15 protein-coding genes and 2 tRNA genes are annotated in these 17071 nt (G+C 69.7%); 10 read left to right on the plus strand and 7 right to left on the minus strand.

Features of this window, described 5'->3' with window-relative positions; all coding sequences use genetic code 11:
- Nucleotides 1–120: 120 nt before the first annotated feature.
- Both ABT034_RS01200 and ABT034_RS01205 read right to left on the minus strand, forming a co-directional pair.
- Nucleotides 121–1578: an amino acid permease gene (locus tag ABT034_RS01200; RefSeq protein ID WP_351209932.1), complete on the minus strand. Its 1458-nt coding sequence runs from the start codon at nucleotides 1576–1578 to the stop codon at nucleotides 121–123.
- 114 nt (nucleotides 1579–1692) lie between these two features.
- Complete coding sequence (locus ABT034_RS01205) at nucleotides 1693–3066, minus strand: amino acid permease (RefSeq protein WP_351209934.1); 1374 nt, start codon at nucleotides 3064–3066, stop codon at nucleotides 1693–1695.
- 254 nt (nucleotides 3067–3320) lie between these two features.
- Here ABT034_RS01205 and ABT034_RS01210 point away from each other — a divergent pair, with 254 nt between their 5' ends.
- Complete coding sequence (locus ABT034_RS01210; RefSeq protein ID WP_351209936.1) at nucleotides 3321–3914, plus strand: biotin transporter BioY; 594 nt, start codon at nucleotides 3321–3323, stop codon at nucleotides 3912–3914.
- Between the two features lie 74 nt (nucleotides 3915–3988).
- Here the strand turns inward: ABT034_RS01210 and ABT034_RS01215 are convergent, their stop codons facing one another.
- Nucleotides 3989–5425: an amino acid permease gene (locus tag ABT034_RS01215; RefSeq protein ID WP_351209938.1), complete on the minus strand. Its 1437-nt coding sequence runs from the start codon at nucleotides 5423–5425 to the stop codon at nucleotides 3989–3991.
- Nucleotides 5426–5621: 196 nt separating this feature from the next.
- Here ABT034_RS01215 and ABT034_RS01220 point away from each other — a divergent pair, with 196 nt between their 5' ends.
- Entirely contained in the window at nucleotides 5622–6116 is a 495-nt protein-coding gene (locus tag ABT034_RS01220) for a ribose-5-phosphate isomerase (protein WP_351209940.1), read from the plus strand.
- Nucleotides 6116–6925 carry an Fpg/Nei family DNA glycosylase gene (locus tag ABT034_RS01225; RefSeq protein ID WP_351209942.1) on the plus strand — a complete coding sequence of 270 codons (810 nt, stop codon included), beginning with the start codon at nucleotides 6116–6118 and terminating at the stop codon, nucleotides 6923–6925. The genes ABT034_RS01220 and ABT034_RS01225 overlap by 1 nt, the downstream gene beginning before the upstream one ends.
- A gap of 13 nt (nucleotides 6926–6938) precedes the next feature.
- Here ABT034_RS01225 and ABT034_RS01230 read toward each other — a convergent pair whose 3' ends face one another.
- A complete protein-coding gene (locus ABT034_RS01230; protein ID WP_351209944.1) occupies nucleotides 6939–8168 on the minus strand; it encodes a GNAT family N-acetyltransferase in 1230 nt (409 codons plus the stop codon).
- Between the two features lie 106 nt (nucleotides 8169–8274).
- Between ABT034_RS01230 and ABT034_RS01235 the strand changes: the two genes are divergently transcribed.
- Nucleotides 8275–9423: a PP2C family protein-serine/threonine phosphatase gene (locus ABT034_RS01235; RefSeq protein ID WP_351209946.1), complete on the plus strand. Its 1149-nt coding sequence runs from the start codon at nucleotides 8275–8277 to the stop codon at nucleotides 9421–9423.
- 41 nt (nucleotides 9424–9464) lie between these two features.
- On the opposite strand, the gene ABT034_RS01240 is transcribed toward ABT034_RS01235, so the two are convergent.
- Nucleotides 9465–10595, minus strand: coding sequence for an acyltransferase family protein (locus ABT034_RS01240; RefSeq protein WP_351209948.1), 1131 nt, complete (start codon nucleotides 10593–10595; stop codon nucleotides 9465–9467).
- A 317-nt stretch (nucleotides 10596–10912) separates the two neighbouring features.
- Between ABT034_RS01240 and ABT034_RS01245 the strand changes: the two genes are divergently transcribed.
- The gene (locus ABT034_RS01245; protein ID WP_015033610.1) at nucleotides 10913–11107 is read left to right on the plus strand and encodes a hypothetical protein; all 195 of its coding nucleotides are present in this window, start codon (nucleotides 10913–10915) and stop codon (nucleotides 11105–11107) included.
- A 58-nt stretch (nucleotides 11108–11165) separates the two neighbouring features.
- Here the strand turns inward: ABT034_RS01245 and ABT034_RS01250 are convergent.
- A tRNA-Gly gene (locus tag ABT034_RS01250) sits at nucleotides 11166–11236 on the minus strand.
- A gap of 132 nt (nucleotides 11237–11368) precedes the next feature.
- Here ABT034_RS01250 and ABT034_RS01255 point away from each other — a divergent pair.
- The 5 genes from ABT034_RS01255 to clpX all read left to right on the plus strand — a co-directional run bounded on the left by ABT034_RS01255 (nucleotide 11369) and on the right by clpX (nucleotide 16025).
- Nucleotides 11369–11445: transfer RNA gene (locus tag ABT034_RS01255), tRNA-Pro, on the plus strand.
- 171 nt (nucleotides 11446–11616) lie between these two features.
- Nucleotides 11617–13002 carry a trigger factor gene (gene tig / locus ABT034_RS01260; protein WP_351209950.1) on the plus strand — a complete coding sequence of 462 codons (1386 nt, stop codon included), beginning with the start codon at nucleotides 11617–11619 and terminating at the stop codon, nucleotides 13000–13002.
- A gap of 240 nt (nucleotides 13003–13242) precedes the next feature.
- Nucleotides 13243–13860 (plus strand): ATP-dependent Clp protease proteolytic subunit, encoded by a 618-nt coding sequence (locus ABT034_RS01265; protein ID WP_351209952.1) that lies wholly within the window; start codon nucleotides 13243–13245, stop codon nucleotides 13858–13860.
- Nucleotides 13861–13922: 62 nt separating this feature from the next.
- On the plus strand, nucleotides 13923–14585 hold the full coding sequence (locus tag ABT034_RS01270) for an ATP-dependent Clp protease proteolytic subunit (RefSeq protein ID WP_351210417.1): 663 nt from the start codon (nucleotides 13923–13925) through the stop codon (nucleotides 14583–14585).
- Nucleotides 14586–14741: 156 nt separating this feature from the next.
- Nucleotides 14742–16025 carry an ATP-dependent Clp protease ATP-binding subunit ClpX gene (gene clpX / locus ABT034_RS01275; RefSeq protein ID WP_024755522.1) on the plus strand — a complete coding sequence of 428 codons (1284 nt, stop codon included), beginning with the start codon at nucleotides 14742–14744 and terminating at the stop codon, nucleotides 16023–16025.
- Between the two features lie 73 nt (nucleotides 16026–16098).
- On the opposite strand, the gene ABT034_RS01280 is transcribed toward clpX, so the two are convergent.
- Nucleotides 16099–17067 (minus strand): hypothetical protein, encoded by a 969-nt coding sequence (locus ABT034_RS01280; RefSeq protein ID WP_351209955.1) that lies wholly within the window; start codon nucleotides 17065–17067, stop codon nucleotides 16099–16101.
- Nucleotides 17068–17071 lie beyond the last annotated feature (4 nt).

Genomic DNA, 17071 nt, shown 5'->3' on the forward strand with positions numbered 1-17071 from the left:
GTCCTAGGTCCCGCGTCCCGCCCCGGCCCCTCCTCCGGACGGACGAAACCCCCGGACGGACGAAACCCCCGGACCGAGCGGCGGTCCGGGGGCTTCGGGGAAGCGGGAGCGGAGGGGGCGTCAGGAAGCGCGGTCCGTCGCCTTTTCCGCTGCCTTCTCCGCCGCCTTCTCCGCCGTCCTCTGGCGTACGTAGCCGGCGACGGCGAGCAGCAGCGTCAGGCCACCCGTCGAGTACAGCTGCACCCGCGTGCCCTCCTCGCGGGCCATCAGGACGAAGATCGCCGCCATGCCGGCGAGCGCCACCCAGGTCAGCACCGGGAAGGCCCACATCCGCACGACGAGCTTCTCGGGCGCCTCGCGCTCGGTGCGGCGGCGCAGCACCAACTGGGAGGCGGCGATGAAGAACCAGACGACCAGGATGATCGCGCCGATCGTGTTGAGCAGCCAGATGAAGATGTCGTCGGGACGCCAGTAGCTGAGCAGCACACAGGCGAAGCCGAAGACGGAGGAGACGAGCACCGCCGCGCGGGGCACCCCGCCGTAGGTGCGGCCGAGCGCCTTCGGGCCCTGGCCGCGTGCGACGAGCGAGCCGGCCATGCGGGAGGCGCCGTAGATGTTGGCGTTCATCGCCGACAGCAGGGCGACGAGCACGACCACGTTCATGATCTCGCCGGCCGCCGGGATGCCCAGGTGGTCGAGGGTGGCGACGTACGGCCCCTTCTCGACGACCGTCTTGTCGTCCCACGGCACGAGGGTGACGATGACCGCCATCGAGCCGATGTAGAAGAGCGCGATCCGCCACATCGCGGTCCGCACGGCCTTGGCGACGCCCTGCACCGGGTGCTCCGACTCGGCGGCGGCGATGGTGACCGTCTCCAGACCGCCGTACGCGAAGACGGAGGCGAGCAGACCCACGATCAGGCCCTCGGAGCCGTTCGGGAAGAAGCCGCCGTCGCCGGTGAGGTTCGCGGTGCCGGGGGCGTCCGTGCCGGGCAGGACTCCGGCGATGGCGAGTACGCCGATGCCGAGGAAGAGGACGATCGCGCCGACCTTGAGCGCGGCGAACCAGAACTCGAACTCGCCGAAGTTCCTCACGGCCGCCAGGTTGGTGGCGCAGAAGACCAGCATGAAGAGCGCGACCCAGGCCCACTCGGGGCTGCCGGGGAACCAGCCCGTCATGATCTTCGCCGCGCCGATGCCCTCGAGGCCGACGGCGACGCAGAGCAGGAACCAGAAGGCCCACCCGGCGGTGAAGCCCGCCCAGGGGCCGAGGGCCCGCTCGGCGTGGACGGAGAACGAGCCGGAGGCCGGGTTCGCCGCGGACATCTCGCCGAGCATGCGCATCACCAGCATCACGAGGATGCCGGAGATGGCGTACGCGATCACGATCGACGGGCCCGCGGCGGCGATGCCGGCGCCGGAGCCGACGAAGAGCCCGGCACCGATGACACCGCCGAGGGCGATCATCGAGAGATGGCGCTGCTTGAGGCCGTGCGAGAGGCCGTTCGACGGGCCGTTCGAGGAGGTCGCCACGTCGTCCTTGCGGTCGACGGGCTCGGGCGCGGTGGTCCGGGACATGGGCCGCCCTGTTCATTGGCTGAGACGGGGAACGGGCCACAGTCTGGGCGGGCGCACCGCTTACAGGGAACAGATGTCCGCTATACGGGCACCAGCCTCACACAAGGTGAAGATCTACTTCCGCTTCGTGCGCAATTCTCGCACCCCGGCCACAAGGAGCACCGCGGCGGTCGCCGCCCCCGACCACAGCACCTGCGGGCGCGCGGCGTCGTCCGTCAACATCAGGACAAGTACCGCCGCCATTCCGGCGAGCGCGACCCAGGTCAGCCAGGGGAATCCCCACATCCTGAGCGTGAGCGTCTCCGGTGCCTCCCGCTCGATCCGGCGCCGCAGCCGCAGCTGCGAGACCGCGATCAGCGCCCAGACGAAGAGCAGCACCGCCCCGACCGCGTTGAGCATGTACAGGAAGACGGAATCAGGCCACTTCAGATTGAGGAGTACGGAGACGAAGCCGAAGGCCACCGAGGCGAGGACCGCCCGGCGGGGCACCCCGCCGCCCGAGACCGTGAGCAGGCCCTTCGGCGCCTCCCCGCGCTCCGCGAGCGAGAACACCATCCGGGAGGAGCCGTACAGGTTCGCGTTGAGCGCCGAGAGCAGCGCCACGAACACCACCACGTTCATGATCTGCCCCGCCCCCGGCACCCCGATCGCGTCCAGGACGGCCACGTACGGCGACTCGCCCGGCTTTATCGACGTCCACGGCAGCAGCGTCACGATGACGAGCATCGAGCCCACGTAGAAGAGGAGGATCCGCCACACCGCGCTGCGGACCGCCCGTGCCACGTTCCGCGCCGGGTCGTCGGACTCGGCCGCCGCGATCGTGACGACTTCCAGACCGCCGAAGGCGAAGACGACGGCGAGGACCCCGGAGACGACCCCCTCCCAGCCGTTCGGCAGGAAACCGCCCTGCCCGGTCAGATTGGCCGTCCCCACCGGGTCGGTCTCCGGAAGCCAGCCGACGATCGCGAGCGTCCCGAGGATCAGGAAGAGCACGATCGCGCCGACCTTCAGGGCCGCGAACCAGAACTCGAACTCGCCGAAGTTCTTCACCGCCGCGAGGTTGGCGACGGTGAACACGATCATGAAGACCAGCACCCAGCCCCACTGCGGGACCCCCGGCACCCAGCCGTGCGCGATGCGCGCCGCGCCCGTCGCCTCCACGGCGAGGACCACCACGAGCAGGAACCAGTACAGCCAGCCCACCGAGAAGCCCGCCCACCGGCCGAGCGCCCGCTCCGCGTGGACCGAGAAGGCCCCCGACGCCGGCATCGCCGCCGACATCTCACCGAGCATCCGCATGACCAGCATCGCGAGCGCGCCGGCGATCAGATACGAGACCACGATCCCGGGCCCGGCGACGGCGATGCCCGCACCCGAGCCGACGAAGAGTCCGGCGCCGATCACACCGCCGAGCCCCAGCATCGTCAGATGACGCTGCTTCAGACCGTGGGAGAGGGGCTCCGGTTCGGGGGTGAGGGAGTCGTGCATGTGGGGGCTCGTGCTCTCTGGCGGTTTATGGAGACCCCACAGTCTCTCCAGTGAACGCCCCTTGGCGCAAAAGGGACCTCCGTGCAGGAGTGCCCAGTGACAAGCGTCACGTGGCGCGAGGTGTAGGCGGAGGGATTTGTTTGATCTCCACGAACCGTCCGGCCGCCGCTTTGTCGGCCGCTGACGGTGATCGCGCGTTCACTCCTGGCATACCGTCAATCAGTCCCACCCACCCTCACCCTCGCGGAGTACCGATGAGCACCGCCGCAGCCCCCGCCCGTACCCTCCGTGCGGGCACCGTCCTCGCCGACCTGCTTCCGGCGAGCCGCACCCGCGACATCGCCCTCGTCGTCGGCGGCGCCGCCCTCACCGGCCTCGCCGCGCAGCTCTCGGTCCCGGTCCCCGGCTCCCCGGTCCCGGTCTCCGGCCAGACCTTCGCCGCCCTGCTCGTCGGCACCGCCCTCGGCGCCCGCCGCGGCTTCCTCGCCCTCGCCCTGTACGCGGTCGTCGGCATGGCGGGTGTGCCGTGGTTCGCGCAGGCCACCTCCGGCTACGGCATGCCGTCCTTCGGCTACATCCTCGGCATGCTCCTCGCCGCGACCGTCGTCGGCGCCCTCGCCCGCCGCGGCGCCGACCGCTCGGTGCTCCGCACGGCCGGCGTGATGGTCCTCGGCTCCGCGATCATCTACGCGGTCGGCGTGCCCTACCTGGCGCTGGCCACCGGCATGAGCCTCGGCCAGGCCGTGGCCGCGGGCCTCACCCCGTTCCTCATCGGCGACGCCCTCAAGGCCGCCCTCGCGATGGGCGCCCTGCCGGCTGCCTGGAAGCTGCTCGGCACCAAGGGCTGAGCCCGGCGCACACACGAGGAGGGCCCGCCGTTCCCCGAGGAACGGCGGGCCCTCCCGCGTGGGAGCCCCGGGCGCTACACGCGCTCGGAGGCCTTCTTGAACCGCTCCTTGACCAGCGCGACCACGATCACGAGCGCGGCCACCAGGAGCGAGAGCACGACCTGTTCGCGGGCGCTGCCGCCGTCGTACAGCATGTAGCCGAGGACGAAGACGATCATGGCGATCGTCGCCCAGGTCAGGTACGGGAAGAGCCACATCTTCACGACCAGCATCGAAGGCGTCTCGCGCAGGATGATGCCGCGCATCTTCAGCTGGGTCACGCAGATGACCAGCCACACGAAGAGCGCGACCGCGCCGGAGGAGTTCAGCAGGAAGGCGAAGACGGTGTCGGGCCACTTGTAGTTGAAGAAGACCGCGACGAAGCCGAAGACGACCGAGCCGAGGATCGCCGCCGTCGGCACGCCCCGCTTGTTGACCTTGGCGAAGGCCTTCGGGGCGTCACCGCGCTGCCCGAGCGAGAACGCCATGCGGGAGGCGGTGTAGAGGCCCGAGTTCAGGCAGGACAGCACGGCCGTCAGGACGATCACGTTCATGACCTGGCCGGCGTGCGGGATGCCGATGGAGTCGAGGGCGGCGACGTACGAGCCCTTTTCGACGATCGACTTGTCGTTCCACGGCAGCAGGGTGAGGACGACGAAGATCGAGCCCAGGTAGAAGACGCCGATCCGCCAGATCACGCTGTTGGTGGCCTTGGTGACCGCCTTCTGCGGGTCCTCGGACTCACCGGCGGCCAGGGTGACGATCTCGCTGCCCATGAAGGAGAAGACGACCATCAGCACACCGGTGAGGATCGCTCCCGCGCCCATGGGGAAGAAGCCCCCGCTGTCGGTGAGGTGCGCGAATCCGGCGCCCGGGTTGTCGGAGCCGGGCAGCACGCCGAAGACCGCGAGCATGCCGATGGCGACGAACGCGGCGATGGCCACGACCTTGATCCCGGCGAACCAGAACTCGAACTCGCCGTACGAGGCGACCGAGGCCAGGTTGGTGGCGGTGAGCACGACCATCACGATGAGCGCCCAGGCCCACTGCGGGACGGCCGGGATCCAGCTCTCCAGGATGACCGCGCCGGCGGTCGCCTCGACGGCGAGGACGACGACCCAGAAGAACCAGTAGAGCCAGCCGATGCTGAAACCGGCCCAGCGGCCGAGGGCCTGGTCGGCGTAGGAGGAGAAGGAGCCGGAGGACGGCCGGGCGGCGGCCATCTCGCCGAGCATCCGCATCACGAAGACGACCATGGTGCCGACGAGTGCGTAGGAGAGCAGGATCGCGGGGCCGGCCGCGGCGATGCCGGAGCCGGAGCCGACGAACAGGCCGGCGCCGATGACGCCGCCGATGGCGATCATCGACAGGTGACGGTTCTTGAGTCCGGCCTTGAGGCCGTCGGAGGAGTGCGGTGTCCCGGGGGTACCGGTCTCCTCGCCGTCCTTCGTCAGGGTCGGTTGCGTGTTCATGAACGCTTCCTCGTGTGTGGGGGCTGCTCGGATCGCGAGCCCGAGCATTGAACCCCGTGAACGGAGATGATCGGAAGACCTCATTCCGTATCGTTGTACGGGCGACCTCGCGCGGGCCGAAGGTCCGTACCAGGCCGGGTGAAGGTCCCGACCCCGATGCCTGCTACCCGGGCCCTGACGTGCCACACTCGGCACCATGCGCGTCTACATCGGTTCCGACCACGCCGGATACGAACTCAAGAACCACCTCGTCGAGTGGCTCACCGCACACGGCCACGAGCCCGTCGACTGCGGTCCCCACATCTACGACGCCCTGGACGACTACCCGCCGTTCTGCCTGCGCGCCGCCGAGAAGACGGCCGCGGACGCGGACAGCCTGGGCATCGTCATCGGCGGTTCCGGCAACGGCGAGCAGATCGCCGCGAACAAGGTGAAGGGGGTGCGCGCCGCCCTCGCCTGGAGCGAGCAGACCGCCGCCCTCGGCCGCGAGCACAACAACGCCAACGTGATCTCCGTCGGCGGCCGCATGCACACCCGGGAAGAGGCGACCAAGTTCGTCGAGATCTTCCTGAACACCCCGTACTCCGGTGACGAGCGTCACACCCGCCGGATCGACATGCTCAGCGCGTACGAGACCACCGGCGAGCTCCCCCCGATCCCGGCCCACCACCCGCAGGAGCCGACCGCCTGATGCCCGAGGGGCACACGATCCACCGACTGGCCGCCGACCACCGGGAACGGTTCGGCGGCCGGTCCGTGCGGGTGACCAGCCCGCAGGGCAAGTTCGCGGACTCGGCGGCGCTGCTCGACGGCGCCGTCCTCAAGACCGCGGAGGCCCACGGCAAGCACCTCTTCCTCGGCTTCGAGGACACCGGCTGGGTCCACGTCCACCTGGGCCTCTTCGGCAAGCTCGGCTTCGGTACGGCTCCGGCGCCGCCGCCCACGGACACGGTCCGGCTGCGCCTCGTCGACGACGAGCACTACGCCGACCTGCGCGGCCCGACCACCTGCGCGCTGATCACCGACCCCGAGAAGCGCGCGATACACGACCGCCTCGGCCCGGACCCGCTCCGCGACGGCGACGACCCCGCCAAGGCCTGGCGCCGGATCTCGACGTCCCGTACGACGATCGCCGCCCTGCTGATGGACCAGAAGGTCATCGCCGGCGTCGGCAACGTCTACCGCGCCGAGGTCCTCTTCCGGCACGGCATCGACCCGTACCGCCCCGGCAAGGACCTCACGCCGGGGGAGTGGGACGCGATCTGGACCGACCTGAAGGCGCTGATGCGCGAGGGCGTCCGCCTCAACCGCATCGACACGGTCCGCCCCGAGCACACCCCCGAGGCCATGGGCCGCCCCCCGCGCGTCGACGACCACGGCGGCGAGGTGTACGTCTACCGCCGCGCGACGATGCCCTGCCACCTCTGCACGACGGAGATCCGCACGGCGGACCTCGCCGCCCGCAACCTCTTCTGGTGCCCCACCTGCCAGCAGTCCTAGGGGCCGCGCCTCTCTAGAACCCGTGCGGCAGCCACGGCGCGACCGGCGACCCGAACGCCACCGACGCCTCGACGAGCGCCCCCTCCCGCAGCTCCCGCACCCGCCCGGCCGCCGCCAGCGACACCAGCGAGGTCCCGCCCAGGTACGCCGCGCCCAACTCCCGTACGGACAGAGCGACGTCCGCCGGGTCCTCCGTACGGGTACAGATCGCGCCCTTCGCGTCCCCCGTCAACCGCCAACGCCCCTCGTTCCACGGACAGAACGCGTCCTCGACCTCGAACACCACGTCCACCGGCGCCTGGTACGACCGCGCCTCGAGCGCCCCGCCCACCTCCACGAGCCGCAGGAACAACGCCTCCCGCAGCGTCGGCTCGCACCGCCGCACGTCCGACACGAGGCCCAGCCACGCGTCGTCCACGGGACGACTGTGGATCCGTACCTTCGTGGTCAGGTCCACCGAGCACACGAACCGCCACAGCGCCGCCTCCGCCGCCGGGTCGAGCCCCATCAGCTCGTGCACCACCACCGTCCCGTCGGCCCCGGCGAACGACCAGTCCGGCTTGATCGCGTAGCGCACGAAGCCCACGACCTCCCCGTCCCGCTCCGCCACCACGCACTGCCGGGGCGACGCGCCCTCCCGGCTCCCCGCCGGATCGAGCAGCGGCAGCCGCTCCCACCCCGGTCGCCGGGCGAGCATCCCCGGCCGGGACGGCACGAGCCGCGCGTACACCGCCTCGCACGCCCCCGAGACCTCCACCGGGTCGGCGGCCCGCAGCCCCACCGCGTCCGTGCCCTCCGGGACCGTCAGCCGCACCCGGTCCGTGTGGATCGTCGCGTGCGCCGTGTACGACGCCGCGCCGTACCCGAACCGCCCGTAGATCTCCGCCTCCGAGGCCGTCAGGACGGCCAGCGGCTCGCCCCACGCCCGGACGTCCTCCAGCTGCCGCCGCATCATCGCGGTCAGGATCCCGCGCCGGCGGTGCGTGCCGGCCACGCTCACCATCGTCACCCCGGCCGCCGGCACCGTCGCCCCGCCCGGCACCGTGAGACCGAACGAGAACGCCCCCGCCGTACCCACCGGCAGTTCCCCGTCCCAGGTACCGAGGAACCGCTCGTGCTCGGTCAGGTCCTGCCAGAGCCGCCGCTCCTCCGGCTCCTCCGGCACACCCCCGAACGCAAGCTCCAACACCCCGTACCAGCGGTCCCATTCGTCCGGGTCGAGAACCCGCAGTTCAGTCGTCATATGCCATCGATATCAGCGGCGCCCGCCCGGGGCGACCCGATTTCACGCACATTGTCACCGGGGTACCCCTGCGCGATGTCGGACGGGATGGATAGGGTCCAGGCCAATGGGACACCGCGCCGGAGTGAACACGACCGCGGCCAGGCTGCGCAGACGCGCCCGCCGGGCCCGCACCGCGCTGCGCAGATCCGGCGTCGACTACTTCCGCGGGGACGGCTCCGACTGGCTCGCCTTCGCCGGACTCTTCCTGATGATTCCGGCCATCGCCTGCGGAACCCTCCTCGACCCCGTCTGGTGCGCACCCGCCGCGCTCGTCCTGCCCATCGTCGCCGGCGGACTGCTGCTGCGCCCCGCCAGCCTCCTCGGTCTGTACGCGGCGGCGGCCGGCGCCCTCATCGTCGAGTCCGTCGTCCTCGGCCCGTACACCCAGGGCGCCGCCCGGGTCACCCCCGGCACCGTCCTGGTCGTCGCCGCCTGCGGCCTCTTCGGACTGCTCATCGCCCAGTTCAGGGCCCGGGTCGGGGTGCCCTGGCGGCGCGGCGGCACCATGCTCTTCGACCTGCGCGAACGCATCCGCGTCCAGAGCGCCCTGCCCCGCCTCCCGCAGGGCTGGCACCGCGAGATGGCGCTGCGCCCGGCCGGCGGCCAGTCCTTCTCCGGCGACTTCGTCGTCGCGGCCCGGACCCACGGCGGACGCACCCTGGAGGTCGTCCTCACCGACGTCTCCGGCAAGGGCATGGACGCCGCCTCCCGGTCCCTGCTGCTCTCGGGCGCCTTCGGCGGACTCCTCGGCTCGCTGCCGCCGCACGGCTTCCTCCCCGCGGCCAACGGCTATCTGCTGCGGCAGAACTGGGACGAGGGCTTCGCCACCTCCATCCACCTCGTACTCGACCTGGAGTCCGGGGACTACGAGCTGTTCTCGGCCGGCCACCTGCCCGCCCTCCAGCTCCACGCGGGCAGCGGCCGCTGGGAGGAGAAGGCCGCCGAAGGCCCCCTCCTCGGCGTCTACGACGGCGCCGAGTTCCACCCGGTCAAGGGCGCGCTGCGCCCCGGCGACGTCCTGATGCTCTTCACCGACGGCCTGGTCGAGGCCGCGGACCGGGACATCGCCGAGGGCATCGACCGGCTCACCGGCGAGGCGGACCGCTGCGTCGCCGAGGGCTTCGAGGGCGTCGCCTGGCACCTGATCGAAGCCGTCGCCAAGGACGTCAACGACGACCGCGCCCTGCTCCTGATCAGCCGCCCCTCGCACTGAGGCGGCCGGGGCCGCAGGGCGTCAGGCCCGCTCGGCCGTCGTCAGGCCTGCTTCGCCGCGGGGGTTTCCTTGCGGAAGGCCCAGGACATCTCGGGTTCCGTCACCCACTTCAGCGCCTTGCGCACCGGAGGCGTGCAGAGCAGGGTGATCGCCGCCATGGCGATCACGGTGACCGCCACCCGGCCGGTCGCCGTGGAGAGCCACGGGTAGTCCTCGAAGAAGCCCAGGTAGGTGGCGCCCCGGATCAGGAAGCCGTGCAGGACGTAGCCGCAGATGGTGCCGGCCCCGAGGGCCGTGAACCAGCGCCGGGTGCCCGGGACGAGGGAGAGGAACGCCGCGGCCAGCACCAGCGTGCCGACGAAGAGGAGCGCGACCAGGAACATGCCCCATCCGACTCCGGCGCCCAACTCCTGCACGCTGCGGGAGCGGTAGAACCAGTTGAGGTAGAAGGCCGGCGCCTGCCAGTAGAAGAACGGCACCGCGGCGACGAGCACGACGGCCGAGGCGATCCGCACGGGCCGCCGCCGCAGGAGGGCGAAGTGCTCGGGCTTCATGCTCAGCCCGATCACGAAGAACGGCAGGAGCTGGAGCACCCGGGTCAGGTCCAGGGCCGCGCCGATGGCCGGAGTGACCGACGCGAGCCCGGCGATCACCAGGGAGGTCGTCACCGGCCACCGCACGACCCGCCAGAACGGGGTGGTCAGCCGCCAGATGAACAGCGCGATCAGGAACCACATCAGATACGTGGGGTGGAGCAGGCTGATGGGCCGGAAACCGCCCGTGCCCCACCGGGTGAACAGCGTGTACGCGACCTCGAAGACGACGTACGGCACGGCGACGCCGGTGAGCAGGCGCTTGAGCTGGTCCGGCCGGCCCGTGTAGCTGCGGGACAGATAGCCGGATATCAGGATGAACACCGGCATGTGGAAGGCGTACACCAGCATGTACAGCCCGCGGGTGGCCCGGCTTCCCTCGATCACCGCGGGCCAGAGGTGGCCCATGACGACGAGCAGGATCGCGAGGTACTTCGCGTTGTCGAAGTACGGATCGCGTGCGGTGGCCGCGCGCGTGGCCCCGTTCTGCGGCGCCGGCACCGGGGTGGCCGGTGTCTTCTCCGCTTCCCGCTGCTCGGAGGACGGAGTCCTGGCGCTGTTCTGTGTAGGGGAGGACATCGGAGGACCTTAACCGCGCATTTACTTCGGTTAAACCTTGCTCACCGGAGAGGATATTCGGAGCAAATCACCCTTTAGTCGCTCTAATGTTCCCGCCCAATGCGCCCCATATCAGGGTGAAACGGGCTTGGTTGTGTGGTTGTGCTTTTTCTCTCCTCTTCCCCCGCCGCCCGGAGGCGCCCCCGTCCCGGCGGATTCACGGTTCGTCACCGAGCAGCGTGGGCAAGGGGGTTGATGGCACCATGGGAGCAGCGGGGGCGCGGGTGACGCGCGACCCCTGGCCGGCAAGGCGGGACCGACCGAGGGTGTGATCAGTTGTGGCCATTTCGCTGTCTGTGGTGTTGCTGTTGGCAATCATCCTGGTGGTGCTGATCCGAGGGGGGAACCTCAAGGGCGGCCCGGCCGTGGTCGCGGTGCTCTTCGGCTTCTTCCTCGCCTCCACCGGGATGGCCGACGACATCCAGCGCTTCCTGGACTCGATAACGCAGACGGTCGCCTCCATCAAGTTCTGAGCGGCGGCGGCCCGAAAACGAAGAAAACCCCAGGTGACCTGGGGTTTTCTTCATTGAGAGCGGGCGACGGGAATCGAACCCGCGTAGCTAGTTTGGAAGACTAGTGCTCTACCATTGAGCTACGCCCGCACAGCATCGCGCCGCAGGTCACACGGACCGCGGCACGAAGAGCATGGTAGCGGTTCGAGGGCCGTTCGCGCACACCCGTAAAAGAGGGGGCGCCGTACAGTCCCCGTCCATGTACCCTACGTGTCGCACCGACGGGGTGTGGCGCAGCTTGGTAGCGCGTCCGCTTTGGGAGCGGAAGGCCGTGGGTTCAAATCCCGCCACCCCGACCATGACGATCACGCGCCCCCCATGCGCGCTCTTGATCACGTTGTGGGCGTCATCCCGCTTGCGGTTACTATGCAAGCTGCGTGCCCGTGTGTCTTTCTGACCGGGCCGAGCCACCGGAACCGCCACACGCGGCGCCGGTGGATTCCAGGAATCAGCCACAAGGAGACCGAACCGTGAAGAGCGCCGTGGAGACCCTGAACCCGACCCGGGTTCGGCTCACTGTCGAGGTGCCCTTCGAGGAGCTCAAGGACAGCCTCGACGCGGCGTACAAGAAGATCAACCAGCAGGTCACGGTCAAGGGCTTCCGTAAGGGCAAGATCCCGGCTCGCGTGATCGACCAGCGGTTCGGCCGCGGCGCCGTGCTGGAAGAGGCCGTCAACGACGCGCTCCCGAAGTTCTACACCGAGGCCGTCAACGAGGCCGAGGTCAACCCGCTGGGTCAGCCCGAGGTGGACATCACCGAGCTGAAGGACGGCGAGGTGCTGGCCTTCACCGCCGAGGTCGACATCCGCCCGACGATCGAGATCCCGGACTACTCCGGCATCGAGGTCACCGTCGACTCCATCGAGGTCACCGACGAGGACATCGAGAAGTCCGTGGAGCAGCTCCGCGAGCGCTTCGCCTCGACCTCCCCGGTCGAGCGTGCCGCCCAGGACGGCGACGTCGTCACCATCGACCTCGAAGCCAAGGTCGACGGCGAGATCCTGCCCGACGGTGTCGCCGACGGTGTCTCGTACACCATCGGCTCCGGCGAGCTGCTCGACGGCATCGACGAGGCCGTCAAGGGCCTGGAGGCCGGTGGCGAGGCCACCTTCACCTCGCAGCTGAAGGGCGGCTCCGCCGAGGGCAAGGACGCCGAGGTCACCGTCAAGGTCACCACCGTCGCCGCCCGTGAGCTCCCCGAGCTCGACGACGAGTTCGCGCAGATGGCGTCGGAGTTCGACACCCTCGACGAGCTCAAGGCCGACAGCCGCAAGCGCCTCGAGAACATGAAGCAGTTCGACCAGGCCACCCAGGCCCAGGAGCGCGTCCTCGACGAGCTCCTCAAGCTGGTCGAGGTCCCGATGCCCGAGAAGCTTCTCGAGGACGAGATCAACACCCGCAAGCACAACCTGGAGCACCACCAGCTCGGCCAGATGGGCATCGACCTCGCGAAGTACCTGGAGCTCCAGGGCAAGACCGAGGAAGAGTTCCTGGCCGAGACCAAGGAGCAGGCCGAGAAGGGCATCAAGACGCAGTTCATCCTCGATGAGCTCGTCAACAAGGAGAAGCTCGACGTCTCCCGCGAGGAGCTCACCGAGCACCTGTTCCGCCGTGCCGCCTCCTCCGGCATGAGCCCCGACCAGTTCGCCCAGGCCGTGGCCCAGCAGGGCCAGGTGCCGATGCTCGTCGGCGAGGTCGCCCGCGGCAAGGCCCTCGCGGTCGTCGTCGAGGCCGCCAAGGTCACCGACACCAACGGTGAGGTCGTCGACCTCTCGGACGACGAGGACGAGACCGAGACCGCCGCCGACGCCGTCGAGGCGGCCGCCGGCGAGGCCGAGGTCTCCGAGGACAAGTAAGGGGCCCCCGCCCCGCGCGGACCCCGTTCCACGGGCCCGTACGCACTCCTGTGCGTACGGGCCCGTGGACGTACGCGGACCCGCCCGGCGCCCCCAACTACCTTGCGCTCCCAGCGAACAGTTCGGGAACCGGGATGGCTCTGTCCCACCTGCGCGTTAGGGTCCATGAATACGAGGGCAGTGCCCTCGGAACGAGACGCTGAGACGGCCCCCGGCCGTCGGAGACGAGCAGGTGGATACGTGACGAATCTGAAGCCTTACGCCGCGGGTGAGCCGTCCATCGGTGGCGGCCTCGGCGACCATGTCTACAACCGGCTGCTCGGCGAGCGCATCATCTTCCTCGGCCAGCAGGTCGACGACGACATCGCCAACAAGATCACCGCCCAGATGCTCCTCCTGGCCGCCGAGCCGGACAAGGACATCTTCCTGTACATCAACAGCCCCGGTGGCTCCGTGACGGCCGGCATGGCCGTCTACGACACCATGCAGTACATCCCCAACGACGTCGTGACCATCGGTATGGGCATGGCGGCCTCGATGGGCCAGTTCCTGCTCACCGGCGGCACCCCCGGCAAGCGCTTCGCCCTGCCGAACACCGACATCCTGATGCACCAGGGCTCCGCCGGCATCGGCGGCACCGCCTCCGACATCAAGATCCAGGCCGAGTACCTTCTCCGCACGAAGAAGCGCATGGCCGAGATCACCGCGCACCACTCCGGCCAGACCGTCGAGGCGATCATCCGCGACGGTGACCGCGACCGCTGGTTCACCGCGGACGAGGCCAAGAACTACGGCCTCATCGACGACATCATCACGCACGCCGCGGGTGTTCCCGGCGGCGGCGGCACGGGCGCCTGAGCCCCGGCAGTCCGCTCACGAGCCCCAGCCCACCGAACGCCACCAGGACGGTGAACACCCAGATGCAGAACAACCTCTCCGCGAGCGGCCTCTACACCGGCGCGCCGATCGACAACCGCTACGTCGTGCCGCGCTTCGTCGAGCGCACCTCGCAAGGCATCCGCGAGTACGACCCCTACGCGAAGCTGTTCGAGGAGCGCGTGATCTTCCTCGGCGTGCAGATCGACGACGCCTCCGCCAACGACGTCATGGCGCAGCTGCTGTGCCTGGAGTCGATGGACCCGGACCGCGACATCTCGATCTACATCAACAGCCCCGGTGGCTCCTTCACCGCGCTGACCGCCATCTACGACACGATGCAGTTCGTGAAGCCGGACATCCAGACGGTCTGCATGGGCCAGGCGGCCTCCGCCGCGGCCGTGCTGCTCGCCGCCGGTACACCCGGCAAGCGGATGGCCCTGCCGAACGCCCGCATCCTGATCCACCAGCCGTCCGGCGGCACCGGCCGTGAGCAGCTCTCCGACCTGGAGATCGCGGCCCGGGAGATCCTGCGCATGCGCAGCCAGCTGGAGGAGATGCTGGCCAAGCACTCCTCGACGCCGATCGAGAAGATCCGCGACGACATCGAGCGCGACAAGATCCTGACGGCCGAGGACGCCCTGGCGTACGGCCTCGTCGACCAGATCGTCTCGACCCGTAAGAGCACGTCCGCCGCGGGGCACTGACGCCCGACCTTCCCCTGGCACGGAGCACGTGGCCGAATCACGACCATGTGAACCGTGCCAAGGGGGGCCCGAACGGGGGGCCCGGCAAGGTACCGTCGAATATGAGGCACCAGGAGTCGCTGAACCAAGCGCTCCCAGGCGAAGGGGAAGCACCTCGTGGCACGCATCGGTGATGGCGGCGACCTGCTCAAGTGCTCGTTCTGCGGAAAGAGCCAGAAGCAGGTGAAGAAGCTCATCGCGGGACCCGGTGTGTACATCTGCGACGAGTGCATCGACCTCTGCAACGAGATCATCGAGGAAGAACTCGCGGAGACGAGCGAGGTGCGCTGGGAGGAACTTCCCAAGCCCCGCGAGATCTACGAGTTCCTCGAGGGGTACGTCGTCGGGCAGGAGCCCGCGAAGAAGGCCCTCTCGGTCGCGGTGTACAACCACTACAAGCGGGTCCAGGCCGGGGAGAACGGCGGCGGGGCGGGCCGTGACGACGCCATCGAGCTGGCGAAGTCCAACATCCTGCTGCTGGGCCCCACGGGCTCCGGCAAGACGCTGCTGGCCCAGACGCTGGCCCGCATGCTGAACGTCCCGTTCGCCATCGCCGACGCGACGGCGCTGACGGAGGCCGGCTATGTCGGCGAGGACGTCGAGAACATCCTGCTGAAGCTGATCCAGGCCGCCGACTACGACGTCAAGAAGGCCGAGACCGGGATCATCTACATCGACGAGATCGACAAGGTCGCCCGTAAGAGCGAAAACCCGTCGATCACGCGCGATGTCTCCGGTGAGGGCGTGCAGCAGGCCCTCCTGAAGATCCTGGAGGGGACCACGGCGTCGGTCCCCCCGCAGGGCGGACGGAAGCACCCGCACCAGGAGTTCATCCAGATCGACACGACGAACGTGCTCTTCATCGTGGGCGGCGCCTTCGCCGGCCTGGAGAAGATCATCGAGTCGCGTGCGGGCGCCAAGGGCATCGGCTTCGGGGCGACCATCCGCTCCAAGCGCGAGATCGAGGCGAGCGACCAGTTCCAGGAGGTCATGCCGGAGGACCTGGTGAAGTTCGGGATGATCCCCGAGTTCATCGGCCGCCTCCCGGTCCTCACCTCCGTCCACAACCTGGACCGCGAGGCGCTCCTCCAGATCCTGGTCGAGCCGCGGAACGCGCTGGTGAAGCAGTACCAGCGCCTCTTCGAACTCGACGGCGTGGAACTGGACTTCGACCGCCCGGCCCTGGAGGCCATCGCCGACCAGGCGATCCTCCGCGGCACCGGCGCGCGCGGCCTGCGCGCCATCATGGAGGAGGTCCTCCAGTCGGTGATGTACGAGGTCCCGTCCCGCAAGGACGTGGCCCGCGTCGTCATCACGGCGGACGTCGTCCGCAACAACGTGAACCCGACGCTGGTCCCGCGCATCGTGAAGAACGACGGCAGGCACGAGAAGTCGGCCTGAGCCGTACGAGCATGGAAGGGGCGCCCCACCGAACCGGTGGGGCGCCCCTTCCGCGTGCGGCGCGCCCGTCGCGTCAGATCTTGACGCGGACTTCCTTGCGGAGCTTGGCGGCGGTGGCGGCGGCGTCCTCGATCGAGGTGCTCTTGCCGGCCATCAGATCGGCGACGTTCATGGGCAGGACGTAACCGAGCGTGCTGTGGTCGCTCCAGACGCAGACCGGCATGACGATCTCCTTGGGGCCGAGACCGCCGGTGTCGGCTCCGGTGTCCGTATTGGACTTGATCTCCTGGCACTTCAGGAGCGCTCCGTCGAGCCCCTCGGGCGTGAACTCCTTCGGCTCGCCGACCAGCTGGGTCTTGCCGTCCTTCTCCTTCGCGGCCTCGGAGCGCATGTCCGCGAAGACGGCGTCGAGGGTCTTCTCCGGATCGTCGATCTGGCCGTACGCGCCGCCGAACTGCAGGAGCTTGGCGCCCAGCGGGTTGGCGTCGTTCTTGACCTCCCACTGCGCGTTGACGCGCTGCGGGTTCTTCACGCCGAACTTCTCGGCGTCCTTGACGAAGTCGTCGTCGTCGCTCTGGGAGCCCTTGTCGGCGGACTTCTTGTACTCGCCCAGCACCGTCTCCGGCGTGGTCAGCTTGTGCGGGCCGTCGTTCGCGACCGACGAGCCGCCACCGCCCCCGAACACGAAGTACGCGCCCACGCCGAGCGCCGCCACCACCGCGACCGCGCCGATGATCCAGCCCGCCTTGGACTTCTTCGGGGCCGGCGGGTGGGGGACGTAGCCGCCGGGGCCCTGGGGGGCGCCGTACGGGGGCTGCTGGCCGTAGGGGCCCGGCTGCTGCTGCGGGTAGCCGTAGGGCGGCTGCTGCGGCGGGACGCCCTGCGGGGCCTGCTGGGGGTAGCCGTAACCCGGCTGCGGAGCCTGCGGCTGGCCGTACGGGCCCGGCTGCTGCGGCTGCTGGCCGTACGGACCCGGCTGGCCGTAGGGGCCGGGCTGCTGGGGCGGCTGGCCACCGTACGGGCCGGGCTGGTTGTAGCTCATCGAC

Origin of the sequence: Streptomyces sp. NPDC002773 (assembly GCF_040295605.1) — a bacterium.
Taxonomy (GTDB): domain Bacteria; phylum Actinomycetota; class Actinomycetes; order Streptomycetales; family Streptomycetaceae; genus Streptomyces.

Excerpts from the sequence above, each read along its gene's own strand:
- ABT034_RS01200 (WP_351209932.1), bottom strand. The coding sequence starts at position 1,578 with ATGTCCCGGACCACCGCGCCCGAGCCCGTCGACCGCAAGGACGACGTG.
- ABT034_RS01205 (WP_351209934.1), bottom strand. The coding sequence starts at position 3,066 with ATGCACGACTCCCTCACCCCCGAACCGGAGCCCCTCTCCCACGGTCTG.
- ABT034_RS01210 (WP_351209936.1), top strand. The coding sequence starts at position 3,321 with ATGAGCACCGCCGCAGCCCCCGCCCGTACCCTCCGTGCGGGCACCGTC.
- ABT034_RS01215 (WP_351209938.1), bottom strand. The coding sequence starts at position 5,425 with ATGAACACGCAACCGACCCTGACGAAGGACGGCGAGGAGACCGGTACC.
- ABT034_RS01220 (WP_351209940.1), top strand. The coding sequence starts at position 5,622 with ATGCGCGTCTACATCGGTTCCGACCACGCCGGATACGAACTCAAGAAC.
- ABT034_RS01225 (WP_351209942.1), top strand. The coding sequence starts at position 6,116 with ATGCCCGAGGGGCACACGATCCACCGACTGGCCGCCGACCACCGGGAA.
- ABT034_RS01230 (WP_351209944.1), bottom strand. The coding sequence starts at position 8,168 with ATGACGACTGAACTGCGGGTTCTCGACCCGGACGAATGGGACCGCTGG.
- ABT034_RS01235 (WP_351209946.1), top strand. The coding sequence starts at position 8,275 with ATGGGACACCGCGCCGGAGTGAACACGACCGCGGCCAGGCTGCGCAGA.
- ABT034_RS01240 (WP_351209948.1), bottom strand. The coding sequence starts at position 10,595 with ATGTCCTCCCCTACACAGAACAGCGCCAGGACTCCGTCCTCCGAGCAG.
- ABT034_RS01270 (WP_351210417.1), top strand. The coding sequence starts at position 13,923 with ATGCAGAACAACCTCTCCGCGAGCGGCCTCTACACCGGCGCGCCGATC.
- ABT034_RS01280 (WP_351209955.1), bottom strand. The coding sequence starts at position 17,067 with ATGAGCTACAACCAGCCCGGCCCGTACGGTGGCCAGCCGCCCCAGCAG.